Origin of the sequence: Nocardia sp. NPDC059154 (genome assembly GCF_042755705.1) — a bacterium.
Lineage (GTDB): Bacteria > Actinomycetota > Actinomycetes > Mycobacteriales > Mycobacteriaceae > Nocardia.
On the sequence record NZ_JBHZCS010000009.1, the window covers coordinates 88,756 to 111,907 of the forward strand.

24 protein-coding genes and 1 pseudogene are annotated in these 23,152 nt (G+C 64.9%); 8 read left to right on the forward strand and 17 right to left on the reverse strand.

The genetic code is table 11. The features are described from left to right. Positions 1 to 93: 93 nt before the first annotated feature. Positions 94 to 765, reverse strand: coding sequence for a DUF3043 domain-containing protein (locus ACFXN1_RS10835; protein ID WP_379443590.1), 672 nt, complete (start codon positions 763 to 765; stop codon positions 94 to 96). A gap of 194 nt (positions 766 to 959) precedes the next feature. On the opposite strand from ACFXN1_RS10835, the gene ACFXN1_RS10840 reads away from it, so the two are divergent. Together ACFXN1_RS10840 and ACFXN1_RS10845 are read left to right on the forward strand one after the other, a co-directional pair. Beyond that, complete coding sequence (locus ACFXN1_RS10840) at positions 960 to 1,310, forward strand: iron-sulfur cluster assembly accessory protein (protein ID WP_033089671.1); 351 nt, start codon at positions 960 to 962, stop codon at positions 1,308 to 1,310. Between the two features lie 204 nt (positions 1,311 to 1,514). Beyond that, positions 1,515 to 2,480: a carbohydrate kinase family protein gene (locus ACFXN1_RS10845; protein ID WP_379402584.1), complete on the forward strand. Its 966-nt coding sequence runs from the start codon at positions 1,515 to 1,517 to the stop codon at positions 2,478 to 2,480. Between the two features lie 136 nt (positions 2,481 to 2,616). Here ACFXN1_RS10845 and ACFXN1_RS10850 read toward each other — a convergent pair whose 3' ends face one another. Both ACFXN1_RS10850 and ACFXN1_RS10855 read right to left on the reverse strand, forming a co-directional pair. Continuing rightward, positions 2,617 to 2,922, reverse strand: coding sequence for a hypothetical protein (locus ACFXN1_RS10850; RefSeq protein WP_379443592.1), 306 nt, complete (start codon positions 2,920 to 2,922; stop codon positions 2,617 to 2,619). Positions 2,923 to 2,988: 66 nt separating this feature from the next. Beyond that, positions 2,989 to 3,111, reverse strand: coding sequence for a hypothetical protein (locus ACFXN1_RS10855; RefSeq protein ID WP_379443593.1), 123 nt, complete (start codon positions 3,109 to 3,111; stop codon positions 2,989 to 2,991). 115 nt (positions 3,112 to 3,226) lie between these two features. Here ACFXN1_RS10855 and ACFXN1_RS10860 point away from each other — a divergent pair, with 115 nt between their 5' ends. Further along, on the forward strand, positions 3,227 to 3,940 hold the full coding sequence (locus ACFXN1_RS10860; RefSeq protein WP_354847762.1) for an MBL fold metallo-hydrolase: 714 nt from the start codon (positions 3,227 to 3,229) through the stop codon (positions 3,938 to 3,940). A 92-nt stretch (positions 3,941 to 4,032) separates the two neighbouring features. Here the strand turns inward: ACFXN1_RS10860 and ACFXN1_RS10865 are convergent, their stop codons facing one another. Next, entirely contained in the window at positions 4,033 to 5,133 is a 1,101-nt protein-coding gene (locus ACFXN1_RS10865) for a branched-chain amino acid aminotransferase (RefSeq protein ID WP_379389608.1), read from the reverse strand. Between ACFXN1_RS10865 and ACFXN1_RS10870 the strand changes: the two genes are divergently transcribed. Continuing rightward, positions 5,132 to 6,082 (forward strand): hypothetical protein, encoded by a 951-nt coding sequence (locus ACFXN1_RS10870; RefSeq protein ID WP_379443595.1) that lies wholly within the window; start codon positions 5,132 to 5,134, stop codon positions 6,080 to 6,082. The genes ACFXN1_RS10865 and ACFXN1_RS10870 overlap by 2 nt on opposite strands. A gap of 247 nt (positions 6,083 to 6,329) precedes the next feature. Here ACFXN1_RS10870 and gcvT read toward each other — a convergent pair whose 3' ends face one another. The 5 genes from gcvT to ACFXN1_RS10895 form a co-directional block, all read right to left on the reverse strand. After that, a complete protein-coding gene (gene gcvT, locus ACFXN1_RS10875) occupies positions 6,330 to 7,430 on the reverse strand; it encodes a glycine cleavage system aminomethyltransferase GcvT (RefSeq protein WP_379443597.1) in 1,101 nt (366 codons plus the stop codon). Positions 7,431 to 7,548: 118 nt separating this feature from the next. Further along, positions 7,549 to 8,565 carry an alpha/beta hydrolase gene (locus ACFXN1_RS10880; RefSeq protein WP_379443598.1) on the reverse strand — a complete coding sequence of 339 codons (1,017 nt, stop codon included), beginning with the start codon at positions 8,563 to 8,565 and terminating at the stop codon, positions 7,549 to 7,551. Between the two features lie 77 nt (positions 8,566 to 8,642). Further along, the gene (locus ACFXN1_RS10885; protein ID WP_379443600.1) at positions 8,643 to 9,782 is read right to left on the reverse strand and encodes an exonuclease domain-containing protein; all 1,140 of its coding nucleotides are present in this window, start codon (positions 9,780 to 9,782) and stop codon (positions 8,643 to 8,645) included. Between the two features lie 2 nt (positions 9,783 to 9,784). Beyond that, positions 9,785 to 10,468: a hypothetical protein gene (locus ACFXN1_RS10890; protein WP_379443602.1), complete on the reverse strand. Its 684-nt coding sequence runs from the start codon at positions 10,466 to 10,468 to the stop codon at positions 9,785 to 9,787. Positions 10,469 to 10,836: 368 nt separating this feature from the next. After that, positions 10,837 to 11,460: an antibiotic biosynthesis monooxygenase gene (locus ACFXN1_RS10895; RefSeq protein ID WP_379443604.1), complete on the reverse strand. Its 624-nt coding sequence runs from the start codon at positions 11,458 to 11,460 to the stop codon at positions 10,837 to 10,839. A 131-nt stretch (positions 11,461 to 11,591) separates the two neighbouring features. On the opposite strand from ACFXN1_RS10895, the pseudogene ACFXN1_RS10900 reads away from it, so the two are divergent. After that, positions 11,592 to 11,762: pseudogene (locus ACFXN1_RS10900) on the forward strand (IS5/IS1182 family transposase); the annotation flags it as partial. Between the two features lie 60 nt (positions 11,763 to 11,822). On the opposite strand, the gene ACFXN1_RS10905 reads toward ACFXN1_RS10900, so the two are convergent. Together ACFXN1_RS10905 and ACFXN1_RS10910 are read right to left on the reverse strand one after the other, a co-directional pair. After that, complete coding sequence (locus ACFXN1_RS10905) at positions 11,823 to 12,908, reverse strand: alpha/beta hydrolase family esterase (protein WP_379443605.1); 1,086 nt, start codon at positions 12,906 to 12,908, stop codon at positions 11,823 to 11,825. Positions 12,909 to 13,378: 470 nt separating this feature from the next. Then, positions 13,379 to 14,512 carry a CapA family protein gene (locus ACFXN1_RS10910; RefSeq protein ID WP_379443607.1) on the reverse strand — a complete coding sequence of 378 codons (1,134 nt, stop codon included), beginning with the start codon at positions 14,510 to 14,512 and terminating at the stop codon, positions 13,379 to 13,381. Positions 14,513 to 14,985: 473 nt separating this feature from the next. Between ACFXN1_RS10910 and ACFXN1_RS10915 the strand changes: the two genes are divergently transcribed. Next, the gene (locus ACFXN1_RS10915; protein ID WP_379402595.1) at positions 14,986 to 15,588 is read left to right on the forward strand and encodes a YbhB/YbcL family Raf kinase inhibitor-like protein; all 603 of its coding nucleotides are present in this window, start codon (positions 14,986 to 14,988) and stop codon (positions 15,586 to 15,588) included. Positions 15,589 to 15,746: 158 nt separating this feature from the next. On the opposite strand, the gene ACFXN1_RS10920 is transcribed toward ACFXN1_RS10915, so the two are convergent. Continuing rightward, positions 15,747 to 16,127, reverse strand: a complete 381-nt coding sequence (locus tag ACFXN1_RS10920; RefSeq protein ID WP_379402596.1) for a hypothetical protein — start codon at positions 16,125 to 16,127, stop codon at positions 15,747 to 15,749. A gap of 378 nt (positions 16,128 to 16,505) precedes the next feature. On the opposite strand from ACFXN1_RS10920, the gene ACFXN1_RS10925 reads away from it, so the two are divergent. Next, positions 16,506 to 17,696, forward strand: a complete 1,191-nt coding sequence (locus tag ACFXN1_RS10925; RefSeq protein ID WP_379443608.1) for a Fic family protein — start codon at positions 16,506 to 16,508, stop codon at positions 17,694 to 17,696. Between the two features lie 207 nt (positions 17,697 to 17,903). Here ACFXN1_RS10925 and ACFXN1_RS10930 read toward each other — a convergent pair whose 3' ends face one another. The 4 genes from ACFXN1_RS10930 to ACFXN1_RS10945 are packed head-to-tail and all read right to left on the reverse strand — an operon-like array spanning position 17,904 to position 20,963. Beyond that, on the reverse strand, positions 17,904 to 18,743 hold the full coding sequence (locus ACFXN1_RS10930) for an immunity 49 family protein (RefSeq protein WP_379443610.1): 840 nt from the start codon (positions 18,741 to 18,743) through the stop codon (positions 17,904 to 17,906). Between the two features lie 8 nt (positions 18,744 to 18,751). Then, the gene (locus tag ACFXN1_RS10935; protein WP_379443611.1) at positions 18,752 to 20,053 is read right to left on the reverse strand and encodes a hypothetical protein; all 1,302 of its coding nucleotides are present in this window, start codon (positions 20,051 to 20,053) and stop codon (positions 18,752 to 18,754) included. Then, positions 20,050 to 20,562: a hypothetical protein gene (locus ACFXN1_RS10940; protein WP_379443613.1), complete on the reverse strand. Its 513-nt coding sequence runs from the start codon at positions 20,560 to 20,562 to the stop codon at positions 20,050 to 20,052. The genes ACFXN1_RS10935 and ACFXN1_RS10940 overlap by 4 nt, the downstream gene beginning before the upstream one ends. After that, a complete protein-coding gene (locus tag ACFXN1_RS10945) occupies positions 20,508 to 20,963 on the reverse strand; it encodes a hypothetical protein (RefSeq protein WP_379443615.1) in 456 nt (151 codons plus the stop codon). The genes ACFXN1_RS10940 and ACFXN1_RS10945 overlap by 55 nt, the downstream gene beginning before the upstream one ends. Positions 20,964 to 21,142: 179 nt before the next feature. On the opposite strand from ACFXN1_RS10945, the gene ACFXN1_RS10950 reads away from it, so the two are divergent. Next, positions 21,143 to 21,457, forward strand: a complete 315-nt coding sequence (locus ACFXN1_RS10950) for a transposase domain-containing protein (protein ID WP_379443616.1) — start codon at positions 21,143 to 21,145, stop codon at positions 21,455 to 21,457. Between the two features lie 569 nt (positions 21,458 to 22,026). Here the strand turns inward: ACFXN1_RS10950 and ACFXN1_RS10955 are convergent. After that, positions 22,027 to 23,152: DUF262 domain-containing protein (locus tag ACFXN1_RS10955; RefSeq protein WP_379463550.1), on the reverse strand; the 1,126-nt coding region annotated here is incomplete at its 5' end.

Genomic DNA, 23,152 nt, shown 5'->3' on the forward strand with positions numbered 1-23,152 from the left:
GTCGACCTACCGCGAACACAACTGACGGGCGGTGAGACACCGCCCGTCAGGGAATCCGTCCAGCGCCGTCAGCGCCGACGGCAGCAGCGGCAATTAGACCGCGTCACCCGGGCTCACCTGCGGCTTCGGGGCCCGCATGCGCCGCACCTGCGAGGCGCGCACGAAGGCGTACCAGCCCAGCGAGAACGAGGAATCCGCAGTGTCCGGGTAGCGCTCCCGGACCCGCTTGTTCACGATCCGGCCGAGGACGACGCCCTCGATGATCATGAACAGCATCATCACCAGCATGGCCAGCGTGACGATCGCCTGCAGCGCCGGCGACAGGATCATGCTGAGGATCAGCACCAGCGCCAGCGGCATGAACAGGCCGAGCAGATTGCGGCGCGCGTCCACGATGTCGCGGACGTACTTCTTGACCGGGCCCTTGTCGCGCGGGAGCAGGAACTGCTCCTCACCGGCGAGCATGCGGGAGCGACGATCGTTCGCATCGGCCTTGCGCTCAGCCGAGGACGCCTTGCGGTCCTCGCGGGTCCCGCGCAGCGCCTTGCGGCGGGCGCGGGCCTCCTTGGCGGTCTTGGGCGCGGGCGCCACCGGACCGCGGCGGCGGCCCTCGGCTTCCCGCCGTGACGGGGTCGGCCGCCCTTTGCCCAGGGTGACGGTCTTGTCCTCCACCGCGGCGACGGCATCGGTGCTGGAGCTGTCGGAGGTGGGGGTGGACTCGCCACGGCGCAGGAACTTCACGCCGACCAGGCTATTCGATGACATGTCTGCCGGAAAATCCTGGTCTCCCGGATTGTTGTGTCCAACACCTCACCAGCTATCTGTCAGCGACTGCACAACCTGGGCCGTCCGGGGAATACGCGCCGCGTAGGATAGGGAATAGTCGCCTGCCAGCAGGTGTTGGTAGCCATCGAGCCGTGCGCCTTCACGGGTTGAAAACAGGTCCCTTAGGAGAGTTCATGACTGTGCAGAACGAGACCACCACTCACGGTGTGACTCTGACCGATGCCGCCGCCTCGAAGGCCAAGGCGCTGCTGGATCAGGAAGGCCGCGACGATCTCGCCCTTCGCATCGCAGTCCAGCCGGGTGGTTGTGCGGGCCTCCGCTACCAGCTCTTCTTCGACGACCGCAGCCTCGACGGCGACCTGGTCGTGGAGTTCGGCGGCGTCAAGCTCGCGGTCGACCGCATGAGCGCCCCCTACGTGCAGGGTGCCTCGATCGACTTCGTCGACACCATCGAGAAGCAGGGTTTCACCATCGACAACCCGAACGCCACCGGCTCCTGCGCCTGCGGCGACAGCTTCAACTGACATAGCGCCCATCAGCGCGGAACGTCCGACACCGGATGTTCCGCGCTGTTGTGTGCGCTGACTCATACGAGATCTGGAATACCCTGTCTCGGACAGAGTAGTTTCGAACTGCGGCCCTGTCGGCCGCGTAATCCACCGCCGGCCCCCGCGTCTGTCATCTCCGTATCCCGGTGCGCAGCCGCACGTCACCGAAGGATCTACCCCGTGACCATCGCCGTGTCCGCTTCCATCGCGACCGATCACCTCATGCGTTTCCCGGGCAAGTTCTCCGATGTGCTGCTGGCCGACCAGCTGCAGCACGTGTCGCTCAGCTTCCTCGTCGATGATCTGGTCATCCGCAGGGGCGGCGTGGCCGGCAACATCAGCTACGCCATGGGCGTGCTGGGCCGCACCCCGCTGCTGGTCGGCGCCGTCGGCCAGGACTGGGGCGAGTACCGGAAGTGGTTGGAGGACAACGGCGTCGACTGCTCGGCCGTGCGCGTCTCCACCGAGGCCCACACCGCGCGCTTCGTCTGCACCACCGACGAGACCATGGCCCAGATCGCCTCCTTCTACCCGGGCGCCATGACCGAGTCCCGCGAGATCGACATCACCCAGTTGGGCCGCGACCTGGAGCTGGTGCTCGTCGGCGCCGACGACCCGGAAGCCATGCTGCGCCACACCGATCAGTGCCGCGCCGCCGGAATCCGATTCGCCGCCGACCCCTCCCAGCAGCTGGCGTTGGTGGACGGCGAGACCATCCTGCGCCTCATCGACGGCGCGGACTACCTGTTCACCAATGAGTACGAATGGGGCATCATGCTCCAGAAAACCGGCCTGAGCGAGGCGGAAATCGGTGAGCGCGTGGGCATTCGCGTCACCACCCTCGGCTCGAAGGGCGCCAAGATCGTCGACCGCGACGGCACCGAACTGCACGTCGACGTGGTCCCCGACATCGCCAAGGTCGACCCGACCGGCGTCGGCGACGGCTTCCGCGCGGGCTTCCTCACCGGCCAGTCCGCGGGCCTGTCCCTGGAGCGCTCGGCCCAGCTCGGCTCGCTGGTGGCGGTCCTGGTCCTGGAAACCGTTGGCCCCCAGGACTGGACCCTCGACCACGACGTCGCCATGAAGCGCCTGCGCGAGACGTACGGCCCGGAGGCCACCGACGAGATCGAGGCCATTCTGCGCTGACCAACCAGGACAATTACCGAATCTGCACGCCGATCACATGGTCGGCGTGCAGATTCGTGTCGCGGCAAGCATGTCCGTGCTCTTCACCGACCTCGGAGGGCGAAGGTCGGCATCGAGCCTCGAGTGCGACCGGACGTCAGTCCACGAACACCTCGTTGGCAAAGCGTGCTGTCGCTGCCCTGTCGAGCTGCTCGATATCGGTGCACGCCCCGACGCGAGCGACAGTCGACTCGTCCACGGTGATCCCCCTGCTCCGCAAGACCGCCAGCAGCGCCTTGGCCTCCCCTCTGGCCTCCCCTTTGGCCTGGCCCTCAGCTTCGCCCTGACTGAAGTAACGCCGGGCGAACTCGCTCTTGTACTTGTATGTTCCGGCGGTCATAAGGCTCTCCAAGAAGTGCCGGGCCGCCCGTGGCAGGACAGCCATTACCAGGTCAATGTACATTTCACCGTTCGGCGCGTCGACAACGTTGGCGGCCAGCGTGGGGTCGATATCGGGGCAGTCACCGGATTACAGTCGCGCATGGTCGAATTCGGGTAGGGGGATATCGGTCACCAGGGGAGGTAGTTCGGCGACGAGTTGCGGGCGGTGCCGGAACAGGTCGATGACGACTTCATGCAGGACCGAGGGCATGGCGGCAGGTTAGCAACACCGACCGACAACAAATCCCCTGTTCAAACGGCAATTTCGGACATATTGCCCGGATCCGGATGCCTGGTTCTGGCGGGCGGGCAATACGCTGTCAGGCATGGCCTCCGACCGTTTGTACTTTCGCCAGTTGCTCTCCGGGCGCGACTGGGCCGTGGGCGATCCGATCGCCACGCAGATGCGCAACTTCGCCTACCTGATCGGGGATCGGGACAGCGGTGAATGCGTGGTCGTCGACCCCGCGTACGAGGCGGGGCAGCTGGCCGACATCGCCGAGGCCGACGGCATGCGGCTGACCGGAGTCCTGGCCACCCACCACCACCCCGACCACGTCGGCGGCACCATGATGGGCTTCACCCTGCGCGGGGTGAAGGAGTTGCTGGAGAAGACCGATGTGGCGGTCCACGTCAATGCCGAGGAACTGCCCTGGGTCGCCAATGTCACCGGCATCGCGCCCAGCGAGCTGACCGGTCACGCGCACGGCGACAAGGTCGCGGTCGGCGACTTCGAGATCGAACTCCTGCACACCCCCGGCCACACGCCGGGCAGCCAGTGCTTCCTGTTCGAGGACCGGCTGATCGCAGGCGACACCCTGTTCGTCGACGGCTGCGGCCGCACCGACTTCCCCGGCGGCGACTCCGACGCCATGTTCCGCAGTCTGCGCTACCTGGCCGATCTGAAGTCGAACCCGACGGTCTACCCGGGCCACTGGTACTCGGACGAGCCCAGCGCGTCGCTCACCCACATCAAAGAACACAACTACGTCATGCGCCCGCAGACGCTGGAGCAGTGGCACATGTTCATGCCCAGCTGACCGGCTCCTGCGGGCCATGTCCCGCACCTCTGAAATGCCCAGCGCCCGCCCCGAATTCGTTCGGGGCGGGCGCTTTTCGTTCCGTGGGCCGGTCAGGCCATGGTGCGCAGCCAGCCGTGGCTGTCGGCGAAGGTGCCGCGCTGGATGCCGGTGAGGCTCTCACGCAGCGCCATGGTCACCTCGCCGGGTTCGCCGCTGCCGATGGTGAATTCGCCCTCGGCGGAGCGGACCGAGCCGACCGGAATGACCACGGCGGCGGTGCCGCAACCGAAAACCTCAGTGATCTCACCGGATTCGACGCCGCTCTTCCATTCCTCGACGGAGATCTTCCGCTCCTCGACCTTGTAACCGGAGTCGGCGGCCAGGGTGATGAGGGAGTCGCGGGTGATGCCGGGGAGCAGCGAGCCGGACAGCTCCGGGGTCACCAGGCGGGCGTCGGAGCCGCTGCCGAAGACGAAGAAGAGATTGTTGGTGCCCATCTCCTCGACGTAGCGGTGCTCGCAGGCGTCCAGCCACACCACCTGGTCGCAGCCCTTCTCGGCGGCCTGCTGCTGGGCCAGCAGCGAGGCGGCGTAGTTACCCGCCACCTTGGCCTCGCCGGTACCGCCCGGAGCCGCGCGCACGTACTCGGTGGACAGCCACACCTTGACCGGCTTCAGGCCGCGCGGGAAGTACGCACCGGCGGGACCTCCGAGCAGCAGGTACTTGTAGGAGGAGGCGGGCTTCACGCCCAGCCCGACCTCGGTGGAGAACATGAACGGCCGCAGGTACAGCGACTCCTCGCCGCCGGCGGCGGGCACCCAGTCCGCGTCCACCTCGAGCAGCTGGCGGATCGATTCGATGAACAACTCTTCGGGCAGCTGCGCCATCGCCATGCGCGCGGCGGAGCGGCGGAAACGCGCCGCATTGGCATCCACCCGGAAGGTGGCGATGCTGCCGTCGGCCTGACGGTAGGCCTTCAGACCCTCGAAGATGGCCTGGCCGTAGTGGAACACCATGGTGGCCGGGTCCATGGCCAGCGACCCGTAGGGCTCGACGCGGCCGTTGGTCCACTGCCCGTCCACGTAATCCATCGACACCATGTGATCGGTGAAGTAGCGCCCGAACCCCGGCTCCGCGAGAATCTCCTGTCGCCGCTCCGCCGGTAGTGGCGCGGGATGCGGTACACGGGTGAATTGCGCGGCAAGAGTCATGACCGGGAGTCTAATTCCTGCCCTCGACCGGCTGGTGCGGGCTACCCCTGTCCCCCGAGCCGGACGGTTCGGTAACCGGCTGTCGTCCCTGCCCCTGGATAGGGTGGACGGCGTGTATCCGGAGCATCCGCTGTCGAAGCCGCCCAGTTCGCACCGACCCCTGCTGATCGCGCTGATCGCAGTGAGCGTGCTGGGCCTGGTCGCCATCCTCGTCGTAGCAGCGCTGACGCCCGCACACACCGTCACCGGAACCGCGCTGCCCGCAGACCAATACGGGCCACAGGACACCGCGACCCGCACCAAACCGCTACCCACCACGACGGCGAGCGCACCGAGATCCACCATCGCCTCACTCACGCCGGGATGGCAGACGTCCTACTCCATCTCGCGCAATGCCGTGTACGACGTACCGCAGGGCTGGACGGTCCCGACACCGACCACCATCGTCGGCTTCGAGGGCGGCGGCGGGCGCGTGGTCATGAGCGGCGCCGCGGAACTCTCCCCGAAGGCCTGCGACGGCCACCACTCGAAAGCCATCGCGGGCGTGACGGGCTCGAAACTGGGCGACGTGTCCGCCGCGGCCAAGGACGTGGCCGGCAGCTGGGCCACCGTGGCCGGAGCCAACGACGACCGCCCCAACTCCACCTACACCCTGAGCAACGTCGAAACCCTCACGGTGCAGGGCAAACCCGCCGCACACGTGACAGCGACCCTCGCCAACCCGGGCCCGAACGACTGCTCGCACCCGGCCACCTCGATCGTCCACGCCGTCGCGGTGCCCGGCAACAACGGCCAATCCGTGGTCATGGTCCTCTACGCCGACCAGGGCACGGACGGCACGGCCACCGACGACACCATCCGAACGATGTTCAACTCCCTCCGCCCCGCCGGACTTGACGCCGCAGCCTGCAAACAGGACAACGACGTCGTCGGCACCTGGTGCGGCTGAGACACAGAGCGGCATGGGCTCTGGTGCAGCCGGGATTCCGATCAGGAAGCCCACCAGCGTGTTCGCTTGTTCGGCGACCAGGCTGGTCGCGGCGAAGTGATCCAGGAACAGCCTGGCAACCGCCGCCACGACCGACCGGCCCACCAGTCGTCCACGACGCGCGCGATGGCGTCGTAGTCACCAGGGCGGCCGGTCGGATAAGCGGCTCAGCGTCTACTGCGGATCTCTCGATGGGCAGGAAACCTGCTCAGGCAGTGCGGGTTTCGACGAACGGGGGGCGGATGACCTCGCAGCGCAGGCGGCGACCTCGGACGTCGACCTCGACTTCGTCGCCGGGCTCGAGGCCCGCGGCGGTGTCGAGGAGGGCCAGGGCGATGCCGACCTTGAGGGAGGGCGAGAAGGTGCCAGAGGTGGTTTCGCCGACCTGGGCGTCACCGCGCATCACGGTCTGGCCCTGCCGGAGCACGCCCCGGTCGATCGCCTTGAGCCCCATCAGGATTCGACGGGGACCGGCCGCCTTCTCGGCCTCCAGCGCCGACTTGCCCCAGAACTCCGGCTTCTTCCAGCCGACGGCCCAGCCGGTGCGGGCCTGCAGCGGCGAAATGTCCAGCGACAGTTCGTGTCCGTGCAGCGGGTAGCCCATCTCGGTGCGCAGGGTGTCGCGCGCGCCGAGTCCGGCGGGCTGGCCGCCGGCGGCCTGCACCTCGCTCACCAGCGCGCGGAAGACGGCCTCGGCGTCGGCCCAGCGGGGCAGCAGCTCGTAGCCGTGCTCACCGGTGTAGCCGGTGCGGCACACCCGGATCGGGCGGCCGTCCCACTCGGCGTCGGCGTAGGCCATGTACTCCATGTCGGTCGGCAGGCCGAGCTTGGCGAGGACTTCCGCCGACTGCGGGCCCTGCACGGCGAAGACCGCGTACCCGCGATGCTCGTCGGTGACGGCGATGCCCTCCGGCGCGACCTTCTGCAGCTCCGCCACGACGGTCGCGGTATTCGCCGCATTGGGCACCAGGAAGATCTCGTCATCGCTCACGTAGTAGGCGATGAGGTCGTCGATGACCCCGCCCTCCGGCGTGCAGCACAGCGTGTACTGCGCCTTTCCCGGGTGAATTCGATTCAGGTCATTGGTGAGTGCCGAGTTCACGAAGGCAGCGGCACCCGCACCCTTCACCGTCGCCTTGCCGAGATGGCTGACGTCGAAAAGCCCGACAGTGGTGCGCACCGCCGTGTGCTCCCCCACGGTGCCCGCGTACGAAACCGGCATCTCCCACCCCCCGAACGGAGCGAAGGTAGCGCCCAGCTCGACATGGACGGCGTGGATGGGTCCCTGCAGCAGCTTCTCGTCGGTCACCCGGAGCAGCTTATCGGCCCGCCCGCACCCGAGTGACAGCGGAACCGAACGGGTGGCCGTCCGGCGTGGTGCCTCGATTCACAGGCCGAGGCCGCGAGTCACACGCCGAGGCTGCGAGTCACACGCCGAGGCTGCGGGCGATTCCGGGCCAGGCATTGTGAAAGTCGGCCTGCCACGAGGTCCAGTTGTGGCCGCCACCGGGGAGGTAATCGAACGTCGCCGGGAGGTTCAGGTCTTCGATGCTGGATTGCAGAGCGCGGGTGCAGGTTTCGACGGTGGATTCCAGTGCCGTGCTGGACGCGCCGACTTGGCCACCGCCTGCCGCGGCCGGGTTCGCACCCGTTCCGGCAGCCAAATAGAGGTCGGTGCCACGGAGTTTCTCGAGATTGGCGGGGGTGGACGGGTCATTCGCGGTCCAGGCCGGAGAGCCGTCGACGCCCCAGATATTCCAGGGGTTGCCGCCGCCGGAGAGAACCGTGGCCTGCAGGTAGCGGCGGCCGGGGTCAGTGCTGGTCTGGGCGCAGCCGCTGAACGAGCCGACGCTCTGGTAGAGGCCGGGGGCGGATTCGGCGAGGGCGAGGGCCGAGGTGGCCGACATCGACACTCCCGCAAGGGCATTGCGGCCGGAGGCACCGAGGGCCGCGTCCATGACGGGCGGGAGTTCCTGGGTGAGGAAGGTGGTCCACTTGTTGCGGCCGAGCATCAGGTCGTCGGACTGCCAGTCCGCGTAGTAGGTGTAGCGGCCGTCGAGGACATTCACCACATTGACGTTCTGGTCGGCCAGGAAGTCGACGACATCGGTGCGGGTTTCCCAGGAGACCTCGTTGCCATTCCCATCGATGCCATCCTCTGCGCCATTGAGCAGATACACGGTCGGACGCGGCGCGGAATTGTCGGTGGCACGAATGACCGAGAGTTCGATGACACGGTTCATAGCGGCCGAGTACACGAATACGGTGGATTTGCGATCGTCCCGCTGGACGAGATGGTCTATATGCGAGCCGTCGGCCGCGAATGCCGCACCGGAATTCAGCGGTTCCGCAGCGGACGCGAGTCCCGGCATCACAGCGAAGCCCGCCGCCACCAGGGCGATTCCCGCCGCCACCCACCGACGCCGACCACCTGCACTCGTCATTTCCGCCTCTGACTCATTCGACCGATTCCCCTCACCTTCTTTACCGAGCCCGTCAAACCCACGCAACAACGCACTTCTCACACCCTGCCCCGACCTCCGGACAACCCGGTCCCAGCACCCACACAGGCCACGAACGCGGCCTCGTCCATGACCTCGATCCGCTGCCCCCGCGTCCGCAGCTCGGCGACCCGGCGCGCCTTCGTCGTGGTGAACGCGTCGGGATCGACACCGCGAAAGCCGTCACCAATGACCAGCCGGGTCGTACGCCGAGTGACGTTCCGAGCGGGAGTCGCGCCACATGCCGCGATGGCATCCCACGCTTCCTGACGGGTCATGGCGGCGAGATCACCTGTGAAGACCACGATTTCGCCATACAACGGGTGAGATGGATCGGTGCCGGTCACTGTCGGAAGGACCAATTCCTCACGCCCGAACCAGGATCGGCGCGGAGAGCGTTCGGTAGCAGTCGACACGGTCCGCCCCGTAGGCAATGGCGCCTCGACGGCCCGCCCCGCAGACCCCGGCGTCTCCATCGCCCGGCCCGCTGGCAGGGGCATCTCGATTGTCCGGCCTGCGGACTCCAACGTTTGCCTCGCTCTCCGCCTGGACACCGGTATCAGCGTGCCGGCTGCCGACTTTCGCGATGTCCGGTCGGTCCGCAAAGGACGGTCGATCACCATGCGCTCGAGTGCCGCCAGCGAATCGGCTCCGGCTCTGGCGGCCAGGGCGATCACGATGTCGGCTGCAGCGGCAGCATCGGCGGCCGCGTCATGGTGGTTGGTGAAGTCGATGCCCAGGGCAGCCGCGACATTGGGCAGCCGGTAGCTGTCGAGGCTCAGGTGGCGGCGGGCCAGGGCGAGGCTGCAGCTATAGGACCAGGCGGGTATCCGAATTCCGCTGCGGCCGCACGCTTCCCGTATCGCACTGCTGTCGAATCCGACATTGTGGGCAATGACGGGAAGCTCGCCGACCAGGCTCTCCACCTCCGGCCAGCGCTGCGCGAACTCCGGTTTGTCGGCGACCATGGCAGCCGAGATCCCGTGCACGCGAATGTTGTGCCAGTTGAAGAAGTCCAGCCCCGAGGGAGGCCGGCACAGCCACGACGCGGTCTCCCCGCGCCGCCCATCCCGCACGACGGTGACACCGACGGCGCAGATACTGCCCCGCGCGGAATTAGCGGTCTCGACATCGATGGCGGCGAACGACAGTCCCGCCATACTCACCGCACCGCGAGCGGCAACGGCCGTGCGGCCGCGCCACCGAGGTCCTCCAGAAAAGGCCGGGCGAGCCGTAGCGACTCGAACGCCGCCCACGCATCCGCCAGATCCGCGAGCCCCCGCGCCAGCGTGAGCACCGGCCGAATGTGATCATCGGCCACATCCACCTGAAACTGCGGCAGCGCAACCTCATCCGGCGCCACGATCACCGGCCACTGCGGCCTGGTGAGCTTCCCACCGCTCACATCCTGATGCTCAACAAACCGCTGGTCGGCCGATTCGATTGCGGCACGGACGGTTTCGACAGTCGCATCGACATCGACACTCCCGGCAGCCCCGACAATCCGACCGCCCGCTCCCGCCGCAGCGGCCCCAACACCCACCACGTCCGCCAACTGGTCACCCTCGCCCGCCGTCCCGGCCTGCTGAGCGCGAATACCCACCGTGCCAGCAGTCTGGGCGTCGTTACCCACAGCTTCGGAAGCAGGAGCGCCATTGCCTGCCACAACGATCGGATATCCGACCGTGAGGCTCTCGATCTCCGCCGCGCGCGACCGTTCCAGCACCCAAGCGCCCGATAGCCGCGACTCCCCCAGCGCCGCGCCCACATTCACATGCCAGATGACCAGCCGCTCCCCAGCCGCACCGAGCACCGCAAGGGTATGAAGGTCGAACGAGGCAGCCATAACGCTCCACGGTCGTGACGGACAGATACCGCGTTACGTTAGAGCATCCCCCCGACAAACTTTCGCCAACCCCGCGCGAATCATCAACGGAGCCAAACAGTTCCGACTGACCAGTGTTCCACCACACAACCCGCCCGCGCGCCCAACCCCACCCTGCTTCCCACGGTGAATCAGCGCTTCCCACGGTGAATCAGCTTGCGAAGATAGCGACCCCACGATCGCCCGCAGGATCCATGTCCAACTCACTACCGACCGACCGAGCACGGCCGCCCGCCGCGGCCGTGCTGCTGTGACCACCTGCTCAGGGATGGACCCGACGTGTCGAACCTCCGGTCTCGACCTGCCGTTTCGCCGACCCCCGTTCGAGGTCAGACCAGTTCGGGGACGCGCAAATGCGCCAATACCAACTCGAATTCGCGGACGTCGACGGCCTCGACGCCTGCCTGCCGGGCGGCGTCCACGCGCAACGCGGCCGACGCGTTCCGATTGCGTTCCATCGCCTCGGCATTGTCGTAGACACTGGACGAGACGGCACGGCCCGACGACCTGTTCACCATCAGGCTCGCGCTGCAGAATCCATCGAGCTGCTGCTCCATACCGGGCAAAGTATGGTCCCGGTAGACCTCGATGGCGCTGTCGATCCTGCTGGGATCGGTCTTCACCCAGGTGACGCGCGCACACGCGCCCTGCGGCGTCGGATGCGTGCGATGCATGGCCGCGATCTCCCATTCCTCGACCATCGGACTGCCGCCGAATTTCTCTGCCACGCGATCACGAATCGGGATCACCCGCTCGGCGCTCGCCCTCATCGCTTCCTCGGATTCCCACGAGGTCGTCACGATGCACCGGCCGGTTTTCCGATCGACCAGCAACGAAAGCCCGATACAACCGGGAATGCCGTCCAGCTCCGGCATAACCTCGTCCCGCACATGTGCGATCCCGGATTCGAGAGCGGAAAGTTGCGCCTGAAGCGTGGTAGACCGTGCGAACACGATCCACCTCCTTTCTGCAAAGAGGCAGCGCCCGGTGGCGCCACCGGTGTCTCTCACAGTGCCCCCTCCCGATCACCACGGCAATAGCGTGTGGCTATTCCGTGCCATTCGAACAGCGGTCCATGCGTTCGCGGCGCGGACCGCGTCGACGCAAACCCGCGAAACTGCACGCGGACAAGGCTTATGACGTCGCCGATCTGCGCCGCTGGATCCGCGGCCGGGAGATCGCCGTCCGCATCGCTCGCAAGGGCATCGAATCGTCGCAGCATCTCGGACGGCACCGGCGGGTTATCGAGCGCACGATCTCGTAGCTGACCGGGCGCCTGATCGCCGAATCGCCCGGATGGGCACGAGTGCCGTGGTCATGGGAGGGTGCGGGAGTCGAGGAAGTTCCAGAGCTGATCGCGTAGATCCTGGCCGATGGCGCCGGTGGGCCACTGGTGTGTCGTGTTGTATTCGACTCGCCACGCGACGTTCGTTCCGGCAGCGCAGGGCTGATAGTTCGTATGGGTGCCGTAACGGTCGGAGGTGGGGTCTGCTATCGCTGGGCAACGGTCGCGGCGGGTCCAGTCACGGACGTTTGCGAGGCCGACCCCGAGGTTGGAGATGGGGTCGAACGCCCCTTGGAATATTCCGACCGCAATAGGGCGGCTCGGTGTGCACGGGGTGCCAACGGCACTCGGTTCGAGGGGGTTGGGGTCCGTCGGGTCAGTGCCTTCCCACGAGGTGACAGCGGCGAACAGGTCCGCGGCGTCGCAGGCCATCCGCTGAGACATGATCGCCCCATCGGACCAGCCGTCGGCGTAGACGCGGTGGGTGTCGACACACCAGGTCGATTCGATGTCGGTGACGACTTGTTTGAGGAAGGTGACGTCCACAGACCCCTGCTCGAAGTGCCAGGTTTTGTCGAACTCGGTGCCTTGCGGGTAGGCGACGATGAAATCGTGATCCGCCGCGTAGGAACTCCATCCGGTTTCGCGTTCGATGCCTGCCGAGGTGTCGGCGGTGCCGTGCAGGCTGATCAGCAACCCAACCGCCGGCCCGGTCAATCCCTGTGGCACGTTGAGCGTGTAACTGCGAGTACCGATCGTTCGTGTGACAGTGCCACCGGTCGGTGTGAGCGTGCAGCCCGCCGCCGAAGCCACCCCAGCGATCGGCCCGGTCGGCACAAGGACGGCAACAATCACCCCAACAGCTGTCAGTAAAGTGCCCAAAACGCTGCCGACGCGCAGCAAACTCATCGCCGAACTCCTCCTCGTCAGGGCTGGCCGCCCAGGGTTGATCCAATAGGCAATCCCGCGGGTGGTGATGATGACGAAAATATGGGGTGCGGACGCGAGCATCCCTGCCAGGCTGTGTCCAGGCAGTGATCGGTCCAGTTCTAGAAGGGCACTGCGGGGGCAAGTTTCGCATATGTTCGCCGCGGAGTCGCGGTGCTCGAAGATCAAAATCTCGTGTCGCCTGCCGGCCTGGTTCCGGTGATGCGGCTGGCCGAGCAGACCGGACCGGGTGAGTCACAGGCAAGAAAGCTGGCGACACTGATCACCCGGACGTGCGCGGGCGGCAAGCATCGATGATGTCGACGTGCTGTGCACCGGCGGCATGCGCAGGGCGTACGCACCGTCGAATCGGTCGCGTGGTGGTTCGTCAACGTCAGAAGCGCTGTCGCGCAGTGGAACCCCCTTCGCCGCAATCCTTTCCGCCGGTCTCGTGCGAAGCAGGTCGGGATCAGCGCGCCGAAGCCGGGGTTCGCGAAGCGGTAGCAACGCCATCCGGCATTCCGGCCCGAGAGACTCGACATCTCGAGCTGGCCGTGGGCGACGAGTTGACCATCTCGGCGAAGGCGACGGGTCGGTGCCGCTGCGGTGAGCGAAGGCCCTGGACTGTGGATTTGTTTCAGCTGGGGCGTGAGTTCGACTCAGCCCCAGTGGATCTCGAGCAGGTCGTCGGCTCCGCGGTCGATATGGGTGTGGAATCGGCGGCTGATGTGAGTGAGCGTCTTACCCAGCCAGTCGGCATCGGCCCGGGAAGCATGTTCGAGCCGCATGCGGCGTATCCGCATGGGCAGCATGCGAATTCCGGTCGGCTGCCCGCCGGGCTCGACCGAAACCAGATAGAGCAGCCGCAGTTCGGGACGGTAGGACTCATATCCGGGGATGCCTTCGTAGTCGTCGATGACATCACCACAGCCGTAGAAAATCGGTCTGCCGTGGTAGATCTCGACGGGGCGAGGATGGTGCGATGAATGCCCATGCACGATGTCGACGCCGGCGTCGATGAGCCGTTGCGCGAATTGGATTTCGCTCCGTCCGATCCCGTAGCCCCAGTTCGGGCCCCAATGCACGGACACGATCAGAGTATCGCCGGGACGCTTGTGCGCCAACGCTTCCGCCGCGACATGGTCGGCGGCACTACGACCCAACGGATCACCGGGCAGCCACACTCCCGGCCGATCATGCTGCGCGGCCCACGCCAGCGGCACGCCGCTGCTGGTGCTGGCAACCGAGACGATGACCACCCGTAGCCCGGTGCCCAGCTCCACAACCACCGGGCGGCAGGCCGCGTCGATGCTCGTTCCCGCCCCGGCTGTGCCGATGCTCGCCGCGTCGAGCGTATCGAGCGTGTCGCGCAGACCGCGGTTTCCGAAATCGAGGATGTGGTTGTTGGCCAACGCGCAGACGTCGGGCCGAAACGCTTTCAGTGTCGCGATATTGGCGGGGTTCATCCGATAATGGATGCCCTTGGCGGGCGCAAATCTGCCGTCGGCGGTGATCGATGTTTCAAGGTTTATCAGCCGGACCTCGGGCGCCAATTGGTCGAGCATCGGCCCCACGTCGCCCCACGGCCAGTCGGAGTCGACCGGGTACGGTATCGGCCCGTTCGTCTTCTCGGCCAACTCGACGTAGCGGCGGGCGTCATCGACCCACGGTTCGTACAACATCGGATCACCCGGATGCGGCTGGATCTGGTCGACGCCGCGACCGAGCATCACATCACCGCCCAGCAGCACGGTGACCGGACTCTGTTGCGGTGGACTGCTCGTCTGCGTCATCGTTTTATCGATCGATTCACCACTTCGGGCAGGACACCGGGTTTCCCGGCTTCATCAATGATTCACGACCCCAACCAGATTCGCCCGGGCCGACGGTCCCCGACCCAGCGACCGAATGTCATCTGACCGTTCACGACCGACTCGAAGGCGGCTGGCCGCGGTAATTCTCTTCCGCTGAGTTGGCGGGCACGAGCAGTCCGTAATGCTCATTGTAGCGGTGGGGATACGGTTCCGATGACCTTCGCTTCTGGGCGGGGGCAGGGCAGAAGCGCAGAATCTATGTATCGCACGAATTGATTCGCTCAGGCAGAGGTTCGGACGACAGTGTGGTCGACCGACAAGATTAGATTCCCCCAATGGCGCGGGAACGCCGCAGAATGATCCCACCGACGAGCTGTGTTGATTGCGACCTCATCGCCATCGCCACCTGCATAGCGGAGGCTAATCGGGCCGCATGAGTGGAAGGCATCGTTATGAAGGTCCGAAGTGATTCGTTCGACGATAATGCGCGCATTCCGGCCACGTTCGCCTACGGCGTACCGGATGCCGTGCACCATGTCCGGGCGGGCGCCAATCGCAACCCGCATCTGGCGTGGGACGAGGTGCCGGCGGGAACACGATCGTTCGCGGTCGTGTGCTGCGACCCCGACGTACCCCGCACCGGCTCGGACGTGAACATCGAGGGGCGAACGGTGCCGGAGGAGTTGCCGCGCAACGACTTCTACCATTTGGTGCTGTTCGATATCCCAGCCGACGTGCGGCAGATCGCCGCAGGCAGCCTCCAGACCGCGCACGGCGGGGCGGGTCCGGCTGCACCCCATCATGCGCGGTACGGCCTCAACGACTTCAGCAGTGCGAAAATGGATCATTACGGCTACGACGGCCCCTGCCCACCCTGGAACGACCAGCGCATCCATCACTACGTGTTCACCGTCTGCGCCCTGGATGTCGAACAGCTGCCGCTACAGCAGGCAGTGACCGGAAAACAGCTGCGCCAAGCGATGATCGGCCACGTCCTGGGGCAAGCCGACCTCGTCGGCACTTACACGCTCAACTCCGCCCTGAGCTCGAACTGAACCCCCGAGCGCATGGCACGCCGGGGCGACCGCCTGTTCAAGGGCGGGCGGGAGGGTCGCGGGGAGGAGTGCGCTGTGGACGGCTACCGGCTGAGCTTTCGCGGGCAGACCGGCGCCACACCGCTGGTGACGCACGGCTACGGCGTTGTGATCGCTGATCAGGGCAGCAGAATCTTATGCTCGTGGTTCGCGACGGCTTCCTGGAGCCGGAACCGCGACAGTGTGTGCGGCCCGCACTCGCAGGAAGCGGGCAACGCGTCATCGACAAAGCCATCACCGGCAAGCAGATCCGTAAACCGGGTGCCATGCCCGCGAGCGCTGTGCGCAGCATCGACGAAATCACGCGACCCGTGCGCGTGCGGCCCGGTCGCCGACTGATACACCGCGCCGGCCGGCGTATCGAACACCGCCGCCACGCGGTGACCACAACCGCACCGCACCTGCGTCAACGTATGCCCCGCCCGGTCCGTCAGCGAGTCCAGCGTGTGCTGGGCCAGCTGGCGTCGTTCCGGCGCGGTCAGATTCGAGACATTTGTCATCAATCCACGATCACTCCTCTAGGTCTCAGCAGCAAGGCCCAAATGCCCGAGAGAAAGGACGATCGGCCCGCTTTTCCCATGTGACGTCGCTTGCTCCGAACTACGTCTGCTCGAGAGCCCCTTCGTCGAGGAGATCAGCTGGGCCCCGGCCCGCCAGTTCGGCTACGGCAAAGACTCGAAGTAGGCCATCCACGCCGATGTCTTTCGGTCGCGGCTGGTCAGCCCGCCGCCTCCCACTGCTCACCGTCCCCGATGAACCGGGCCTTCATCACCGAGGGTGAGGAGCACACAAAGTACATCAAGGTCGACGCTAGCTACGTTTAATACCTTTAAAGTCAGCTAAGCGCAGAGTTGGTCGGCTCACTCGAAGGAGACCGCGTGGACTGGCCACCACACCGCAGCGAAGAGCGCGTCTGGGACCCGGGTCATCGTCACGGCTCGGGGGCGGATCGGACCCTTGATGTGATCACGGTCGCGATTCCGCCCAGAATAGGCGAGCTCGACTGCGATCCGACCGGGCCCGTTGCTCGTACCCACGAAGCGGCGTTGATTGCGATAGCCCGCCTCGAGGCGGCGTTCGGCGAGCACCTTGTGCCACTGGCCAGCTTCCTGCTGTGCAGTGAGTCTGTCGCGTCCTCGAAGATCGAACATATCGATGCGGGCTGGCGAGCCTTCGGCAACGCTGTCGCCGGAGGTAAGGCCAGCGACGATGCGAAGTCGCAATTGGCGGCGGTCAAGGCCCTGATCGCGATAGTCGATGCGGCCGGCTCAGGCAGCATCGGGCTGGACGATCTGCTCGAAGCACATAGGTTACTGATGGCCATCGACTACTACACCGCCCGCGATGCGGGGCAGCTGCGGGATGTGCAGAACTGGATCGGAGGCAGCGACTACACGCCGATGAACGCTGCGCATGTCCCGCCACCCCCCGAACTCGTCGCCGAGTTGGTCGCCGATCTGCTGGTCTTCGTCAACCGGGACGATCTGCCGATCCTCGCGCAAGCCGCGATCGCGCATGCCCAGTTCGAGTCCATCCACCCGTTCACCGATGGGAACGGACGCATCGGACGGGCACTGATCAGCGCCGTGCTGCGCCGCCGCGGCCTCACCCGCCGAGTGACCGTACCGCTGGCGTCGGTCATGCTGGCGGACACCGGCCGATACTTCCTGCACCTCAACCGATTTCGCAATGGCGACGTCGATGCGTTCGTCGAGTACCTGGCAGTCGGCGCGATCCACGCCAGCGAGGCCGCACAGGAGTCAGCCATGGCTCTCACCGACCTGCCGAGACGCTGGCGAGACATCGCCCGCCCGCGAGCGAACTCGGCGGACGAGACCCTCCTCGCAGCGCTACTCGAAACCCCAATCCTCAACGCCGACACCGCACAACGCATCTCCGGCACCACCGACGCCAGCACCTACCGGGCCCTGGGACGATTGACCGACGCGGGGATTCTCGAGCTCCTCTCGGAGAGCAAACGCAACCGCATCTGGGCCGCGACCGACGTACTCGCGGAGCTTGACGCGCTCAGCGCGACCGTTGGCCGGCGCACGACCGAACACCTGTGAATCACTTGGCGTACGGCTAGCAGATGAGTACGCCGATTCAACCGCACCCATGATCTCGCCCGTCTGCACCCCGAAACACGCCGCAGCGCTTCCCGAATGCGCTCCGCCGCTTGGCCTGTAGTCGATCGTGGCGGGGACCGCGGCGGCGCAGATCCGCGAAACTGTACGCGGATCGCCTCGCAACTCGGACTGGTCCCGGCAGGCGGGTTACCGTCGCAACGCCTTCGCCCAATCCGAGTTCTGAATGAAGAAATTGGGGGCGTAGTCGGATTCGACGTCGATTGGTACCCCACGATCGTGAGCCCAGCAGGCCAGGCCGAGCAGTGGGATCGAAACGACACCCTCCATATTCCCTCTGTTCGCATCCGTATCGAAGTAACCGCGGTGAAGTTCCAGGGCTCTCATGAGCTCCCGGTTGAAGGCGGCCCGGTCAGCCGCGGCCAGGGCGGCAAGGACATTGATAAGTGACTCGAGGAGTTTGTCGTTTGTGCTCTGAGTGTTGGTCGAGTTTGTTGCGACGCTTTCGGTCGCGATCGGCAAGCCGTTGAGCCAAGCCGAGCAAAGTATCTGAATCCAGTCGAGCAAATCACTCGACTGAGGGCCACGCAATCGGTCCAACGGGTACCGGGCAAGCATGTCGGTTGCCTCGGAACTCCGCGCAATTATCGACCACCAAAATGCGACTAGCCAATGATTCGCGTCCGCCATAGCGTGTAGCTTCGCGGCAACCGCAATATCCTCAGATCCGATTTTCAGCTCGATCTTGTCGGTCTGCCCTTCCAGCTCCGCAGTCGCCATCGAATATATGGCGACTGCGGTCTGCACCGAAAAGCGAGCGGCCTCGCGCGTCTCGGGCCTGTAACAGCCCGGATCAACCAGGCTCAGAGTTCTGAACAGTGAATCCGAAACTGTGTAGGAGAAGTCGATAAGATCAGGCCTCGATCGCAGCGTCTGGATTATCTTGGAAAGATTCTGGCGATCAATAACCGCGCGCTGTTCCAGATCCTCCTTGCGATCGATCCGGTGTCGTGCAACAGTCTCAGCCATGCCACTCCCTATTCATCCAATTTGAACCTGACGCTCCCGTATCCATCGTAGTATGCTGCCTCGACAGTTCCGTCTTTTTTTATTTTCTGCACGCGAGCCCGAACAAGAATATAGTCGATAGCGGAAGGCATCTCCAAGCGAAGCTTCGCTGCGAGATCTCGCTCGATGTCGGTTCCATTGAGGTACATGTTGTCGACAGTACTCGAATAATACCCCAAGGACCCTTGCTGATATCCGGCGCGTTCGCCAAGGTCAGCGCTCGGTCCCTTCTCCTCGATTATTACGATCTTCGTCTTGCCGGTAGCCCGATCCTTGACCTCGTAGACCCGGTCGAAGCGTCCGGAACCCGTTTGAGCGGGATCGCTGATCAAATTGACGTCGAAGCTGTCTTTCGGGTAGTTGACATCCATGTACTGCTGGCCAGCGATTTGGCCAAGCTTATCGCCTTTATCCGTCTGTAGTGCGTACGCCCTCTTGAGGTTGTCCGTGGTTGTCTGACTCACGGATCCAGTCGCAGCGATCTCACGCTGTTTCTGGGCTTCCCAAGCGGCCACCAGCTTGATTGCAATGAGTCGAATGAAAGTTTCGGGGTCGGAGCTGTATCGCAGCGAGATCGGAGCCGATTCCTTTGTCTCGGATCCGTCCACGTACTTAGCGGGGATCGGGCTCTTGACTGGAACGATCTTCGGGCGCCCGTCCGGCAGCGGATTATTGCTGTCTACCGAGACTTTCGGCAGCATCTGGCCGTCAAGGTCAACCTGCCCGATCCACCTGCGTGAATACCCGCCCTTACCATCGGGGTGGTAGTACGCGGAACGATAGGCCTCGTCGTCGAGCTTCACCTCTACAGGAAGAACTGGATTTTGACGCTCAACCTTAGAGGGTGGTGCGCGCGATGGCTTAGGTGCTGCCTGCGCGCTCGGCTTGGCAGTCGGATTTGTGCTCGGAATTACGGAAGGCGATGCGGCCGAAGTGTTGATAGTGCATGAATCAGCCGCGGTCTGAAGCGTAGGTATTTCGGCATTCAGGTCTGCCGATACCTTATTGAACTGATCTACGGCAGCGCCATCATAATGATTGAGGGCGCCCTCGCTGTTGTTGTGTTCTTCCGTCCGATTGTTATGATCTCGAATTTGTTGAACAACAACCATGCAATCCTGGGGTGAACCGGATTCCGCAGGCTGGGCGTATGCTTCCCCGCCAATCCCAAGACTTATCGCGATAAAGAGTACGAGCAGCAGCGTGAGTGGCTCGAGGAGGTCCCGGAATCTCGGCCGGAAATGGTTCTCCCAGATATCGACAGAGTTCACCCGGCGAACCGCCACTGCCCACCCTCTCGGACGAGAGCAAAAGTTATGGTACTTTCCCGCAAATCTGGATATCTGAAAGTCACATCGGCATTCGCGGAATCACCGCCGATCAGGTAGTCGCTGACATACAAGACCTTTCCTTGATCAGACCGATCAAGGGTCGCGGGCAGCTGCGCGCGCTTGTAGCGTTCCTGAAGCTCCGAGCTGAAGAGCTTCATGACTACGTTGGGATGTTCGGCCTCGAGTACAGAGCGGAGAACCGACTCGATCGCAGCCTCGTCACGAGCTTGCTGAGCAGCAGGATCGGTATGGCGCCCGATCATGAGAAACACTCCGATCCCGGCGATGGCGGCTATCACCACTACCGCCACAAGTCCGATGAGCAGCTTCTTCTTTCGTGAGCCCGCAGAGCGTAGGGGCGCCTGCGGACCGACACTACCGAATTGGGCGGCCATTACTTCGTCGGCAGAGTCGGCGACGGAATACCCAAGTCGGGGCAGTACTTCCACTCCCCGCTCTCCTTCTTGAAGCTGACAGGACCTGTGTAGTCATCGCCACTGTCGGACTTGCCAACGGCTTCGGCACTCGCCTTATCGCCGGTGATCTCGACCTTCTGCAACTTCGTCAGCTTGCCCTTGGGGCGGGTAGTCGCCGCGTTCGACATCATCTCGGCCGGAACCGACTTGATGAGATCGCTGAACTGCGTGCAGAACTTGTCCGAGACGTCACTCGGGCTCTTCGCACTCATAACCGCCCGCAGATTCGACTCCATCTGAGCCTGGTCCGGGTTCGCCGGGCTGGTTCCTCCGCTATCTCCACCGCCGCAGCCCGCGAGCAGACCAGCCGCCATCAGTGCAGCTACGAGCGCTCCACCCGAGCGCAGACATGCCTGTGTCACAACTGATTTCATTCGCCTTCTCCCATAGACGCCCCACCTTTGGAAGGACTGTAAGCGCCGCGACGATTACCGTGCGAGCTGATGTGGTGATGATCACCCATGGAGCAATGCCACGTAGCTCGAGTGGTGCGCCCGTTCGGTTTGCTTGTGCTGCTTCATAATTCGTGCAGTCGCGTACATTCTCGTCAGTCGTGGTCGATGCCGTGGCGGTGCGTCCGGATCGGGTGAGTCTCGAGGTTCTGGCCGGGATCATGGATCGTGATCGTGATCGTGATGCGGCGGTCGCGGTGAGCGGAGCCCGTGCGCAGCGGTCGGGCGGGAAGCTGCCGCCGCATGTCGCGGCGTATTTGACCATGGCGTTGCGCCTGTTCCCGGGTGATTCCTCCGAAGAGCTCACGACGAAGGTGACGGGCGCGTTGACCGTGTGGGGATGCTGGGACGTGGCGTGGACGGTGCCGACCGCATGGGGATCACCCAGGCCCGGAAACGGTTGGGTGTCACGGTAATGGAGAAGGTGTCCGAGTCGGTGGCCGCTCCGGTGGCGACGTCTGCAACACGGGGCGCGTGTGGCTTGCCGGGCGCCGCCTGGTCGCGGTCGACGGTTCGAAGTCGACCTCGCCGACATCCCGGCCAATGCGGCCGAGTTCGGGTGTCGCGGTTCCGGTTTCACCGGAGTCGGCGGAATCGGCATATCCCGACTGCTGGCAGAGCTGCGCGTGCGGGCCGCTGATACGACGCACCCAACCGCGATGGTCGACTTCCAAGTGCCGAGCCACTGGCAGTCGATCGAGGCACTCGCGATGTGCTGCGATCCCACGCGGCAGCCGGCGCATCAGCCCCCACGGTCGAGCCGCCTTGATGACAAAGGGAAGACGCTTCGCCTGAAGAACTATCTCCACCACAGTCGATGAATCGCTTCTGGGCGAAGGCCCGGAAGCCTGCACGACTGTCCCGCGACCACGATCCGGAGGTCGGCGCGTAACTCGCACGCCCGGTTCGCAGCCAAACGTGGCCAAGATCCAGCATCAGCTCGGGCAGCAGAACCGTGGCCGACGGCCGCGAACGAACATCGTGCCTACGACATAGCGACCGCGTCCTCGATGATCCGGCGCGCGACCTCGAAGCGAACCCGCACGCGCTTGGGGTCGGCAGTTGAGGCGCTGATCGCGGCTATGTATTCGTTGTTCTTCGCCATGGCCGCGCGAGCCTCGGCGACGATTCGGGGCCGAGCGCGCTCGAGCTGGTCGGGGTGGTAGGCGGATAGAACGACACCCCAGCTTTCCAGCAGCGCCCGGTTGATCGGTGAGCGCCGATCGTTGCCGGCGGGCCAGCGCCGGAAGGCATAGTCGCCGAAAATGATTCGCGCGTTGATCATGCCGCGTTCGAAGGCGGCGAACCAGGATTCGAGGTGAGCGTCGGAGATCTGGCCGACGTCGTCGATGAGTTCGGTGGTGGCGTCGAGCAGGTTCTCCAACGACCCGTAGGAGTCGTACTCCTGCAGATCCGGAAGGGTGTAGAAGGCCAGGAAACGCAGGACGGCCTCGCGGTCGTTCATGCGGACGTGGTTGCGCAGCACGCCGCCGGTCGCCGCGTGGAAGACCTCGGCGGAGGCACACCGTTTGAGCAGGTTCCGGCTGCGCGCGCTGCTCATGCAATGCCGGATCTCCATGGCGTTCAACGGCTCTCCACCGGTGTTGATGCGCTTGAAGATGTCGTACTTGACGCGGTTGGGCGTGGACGGCTCGATCACGTGCACCACGATCTGGGCGTTGTGAAGGCGGCGGCGCAGTGGCGGATCCAGTTCCGCGAAGGTCTTCTCGCGCTCGCCATCCAGGTATTCGAGCTCGTCGAGAGCGAAACCGCCCTTCACGAACTCGTGCACTGTGGAAAGCCGCTGCAGGCCGTCCACCACGCGGAACATCCCCCCGCGGTCCTCGGCGAAATAGAAGGCAGGCAGGGGAATCTGCAGCAGCAGGCTCTCGATGAGCCGAGATTTCTGACGCCCCTTCCACACTCGGTTGCGTTGAAAATCGGGGGCCAGTTCGAGATCGCCGTCGTCGATCATGTCGAGGACATTGCGCAGGGAGAACGTTCGGGTGGAGATCCGAATCTGTTCGGGATCCCAGGGTGCCGCCGGGCGGCCATCGAACGGGTGGTCGTCCCGCTCGATTTCGACGCCGGTCGGCTCACCGTAGAAGACT

Excerpts from the sequence above, each read along its gene's own strand:
- ACFXN1_RS10835 (WP_379443590.1), bottom strand. The coding sequence starts at position 765 with ATGTCATCGAATAGCCTGGTCGGCGTGAAGTTCCTGCGCCGTGGCGAG.
- ACFXN1_RS10840 (WP_033089671.1), top strand. The coding sequence starts at position 960 with ATGACTGTGCAGAACGAGACCACCACTCACGGTGTGACTCTGACCGAT.
- ACFXN1_RS10850 (WP_379443592.1), bottom strand. The coding sequence starts at position 2,922 with ATGTACATTGACCTGGTAATGGCTGTCCTGCCACGGGCGGCCCGGCAC.
- ACFXN1_RS10855 (WP_379443593.1), bottom strand. The coding sequence starts at position 3,111 with ATGCCCTCGGTCCTGCATGAAGTCGTCATCGACCTGTTCCGGCACCGC.
- ACFXN1_RS10860 (WP_354847762.1), top strand. The coding sequence starts at position 3,227 with ATGGCCTCCGACCGTTTGTACTTTCGCCAGTTGCTCTCCGGGCGCGAC.
- ACFXN1_RS10870 (WP_379443595.1), top strand. The coding sequence starts at position 5,132 with ATGACCGGGAGTCTAATTCCTGCCCTCGACCGGCTGGTGCGGGCTACC.
- ACFXN1_RS10865 (WP_379389608.1), bottom strand. The coding sequence starts at position 5,133 with ATGACTCTTGCCGCGCAATTCACCCGTGTACCGCATCCCGCGCCACTA.
- ACFXN1_RS10880 (WP_379443598.1), bottom strand. The coding sequence starts at position 8,565 with ATGACGAGTGCAGGTGGTCGGCGTCGGTGGGTGGCGGCGGGAATCGCC.
- ACFXN1_RS10885 (WP_379443600.1), bottom strand. The coding sequence starts at position 9,782 with ATGGCGGGACTGTCGTTCGCCGCCATCGATGTCGAGACCGCTAATTCC.
- ACFXN1_RS10890 (WP_379443602.1), bottom strand. The coding sequence starts at position 10,468 with ATGGCTGCCTCGTTCGACCTTCATACCCTTGCGGTGCTCGGTGCGGCT.
- ACFXN1_RS10910 (WP_379443607.1), bottom strand. The coding sequence starts at position 14,512 with ATGACGCAGACGAGCAGTCCACCGCAACAGAGTCCGGTCACCGTGCTG.
- ACFXN1_RS10915 (WP_379402595.1), top strand. The coding sequence starts at position 14,986 with ATGAAGGTCCGAAGTGATTCGTTCGACGATAATGCGCGCATTCCGGCC.
- ACFXN1_RS10920 (WP_379402596.1), bottom strand. The coding sequence starts at position 16,127 with ATGACAAATGTCTCGAATCTGACCGCGCCGGAACGACGCCAGCTGGCC.
- ACFXN1_RS10930 (WP_379443610.1), bottom strand. The coding sequence starts at position 18,743 with ATGGCTGAGACTGTTGCACGACACCGGATCGATCGCAAGGAGGATCTG.
- ACFXN1_RS10945 (WP_379443615.1), bottom strand. The coding sequence starts at position 20,963 with ATGAAATCAGTTGTGACACAGGCATGTCTGCGCTCGGGTGGAGCGCTC.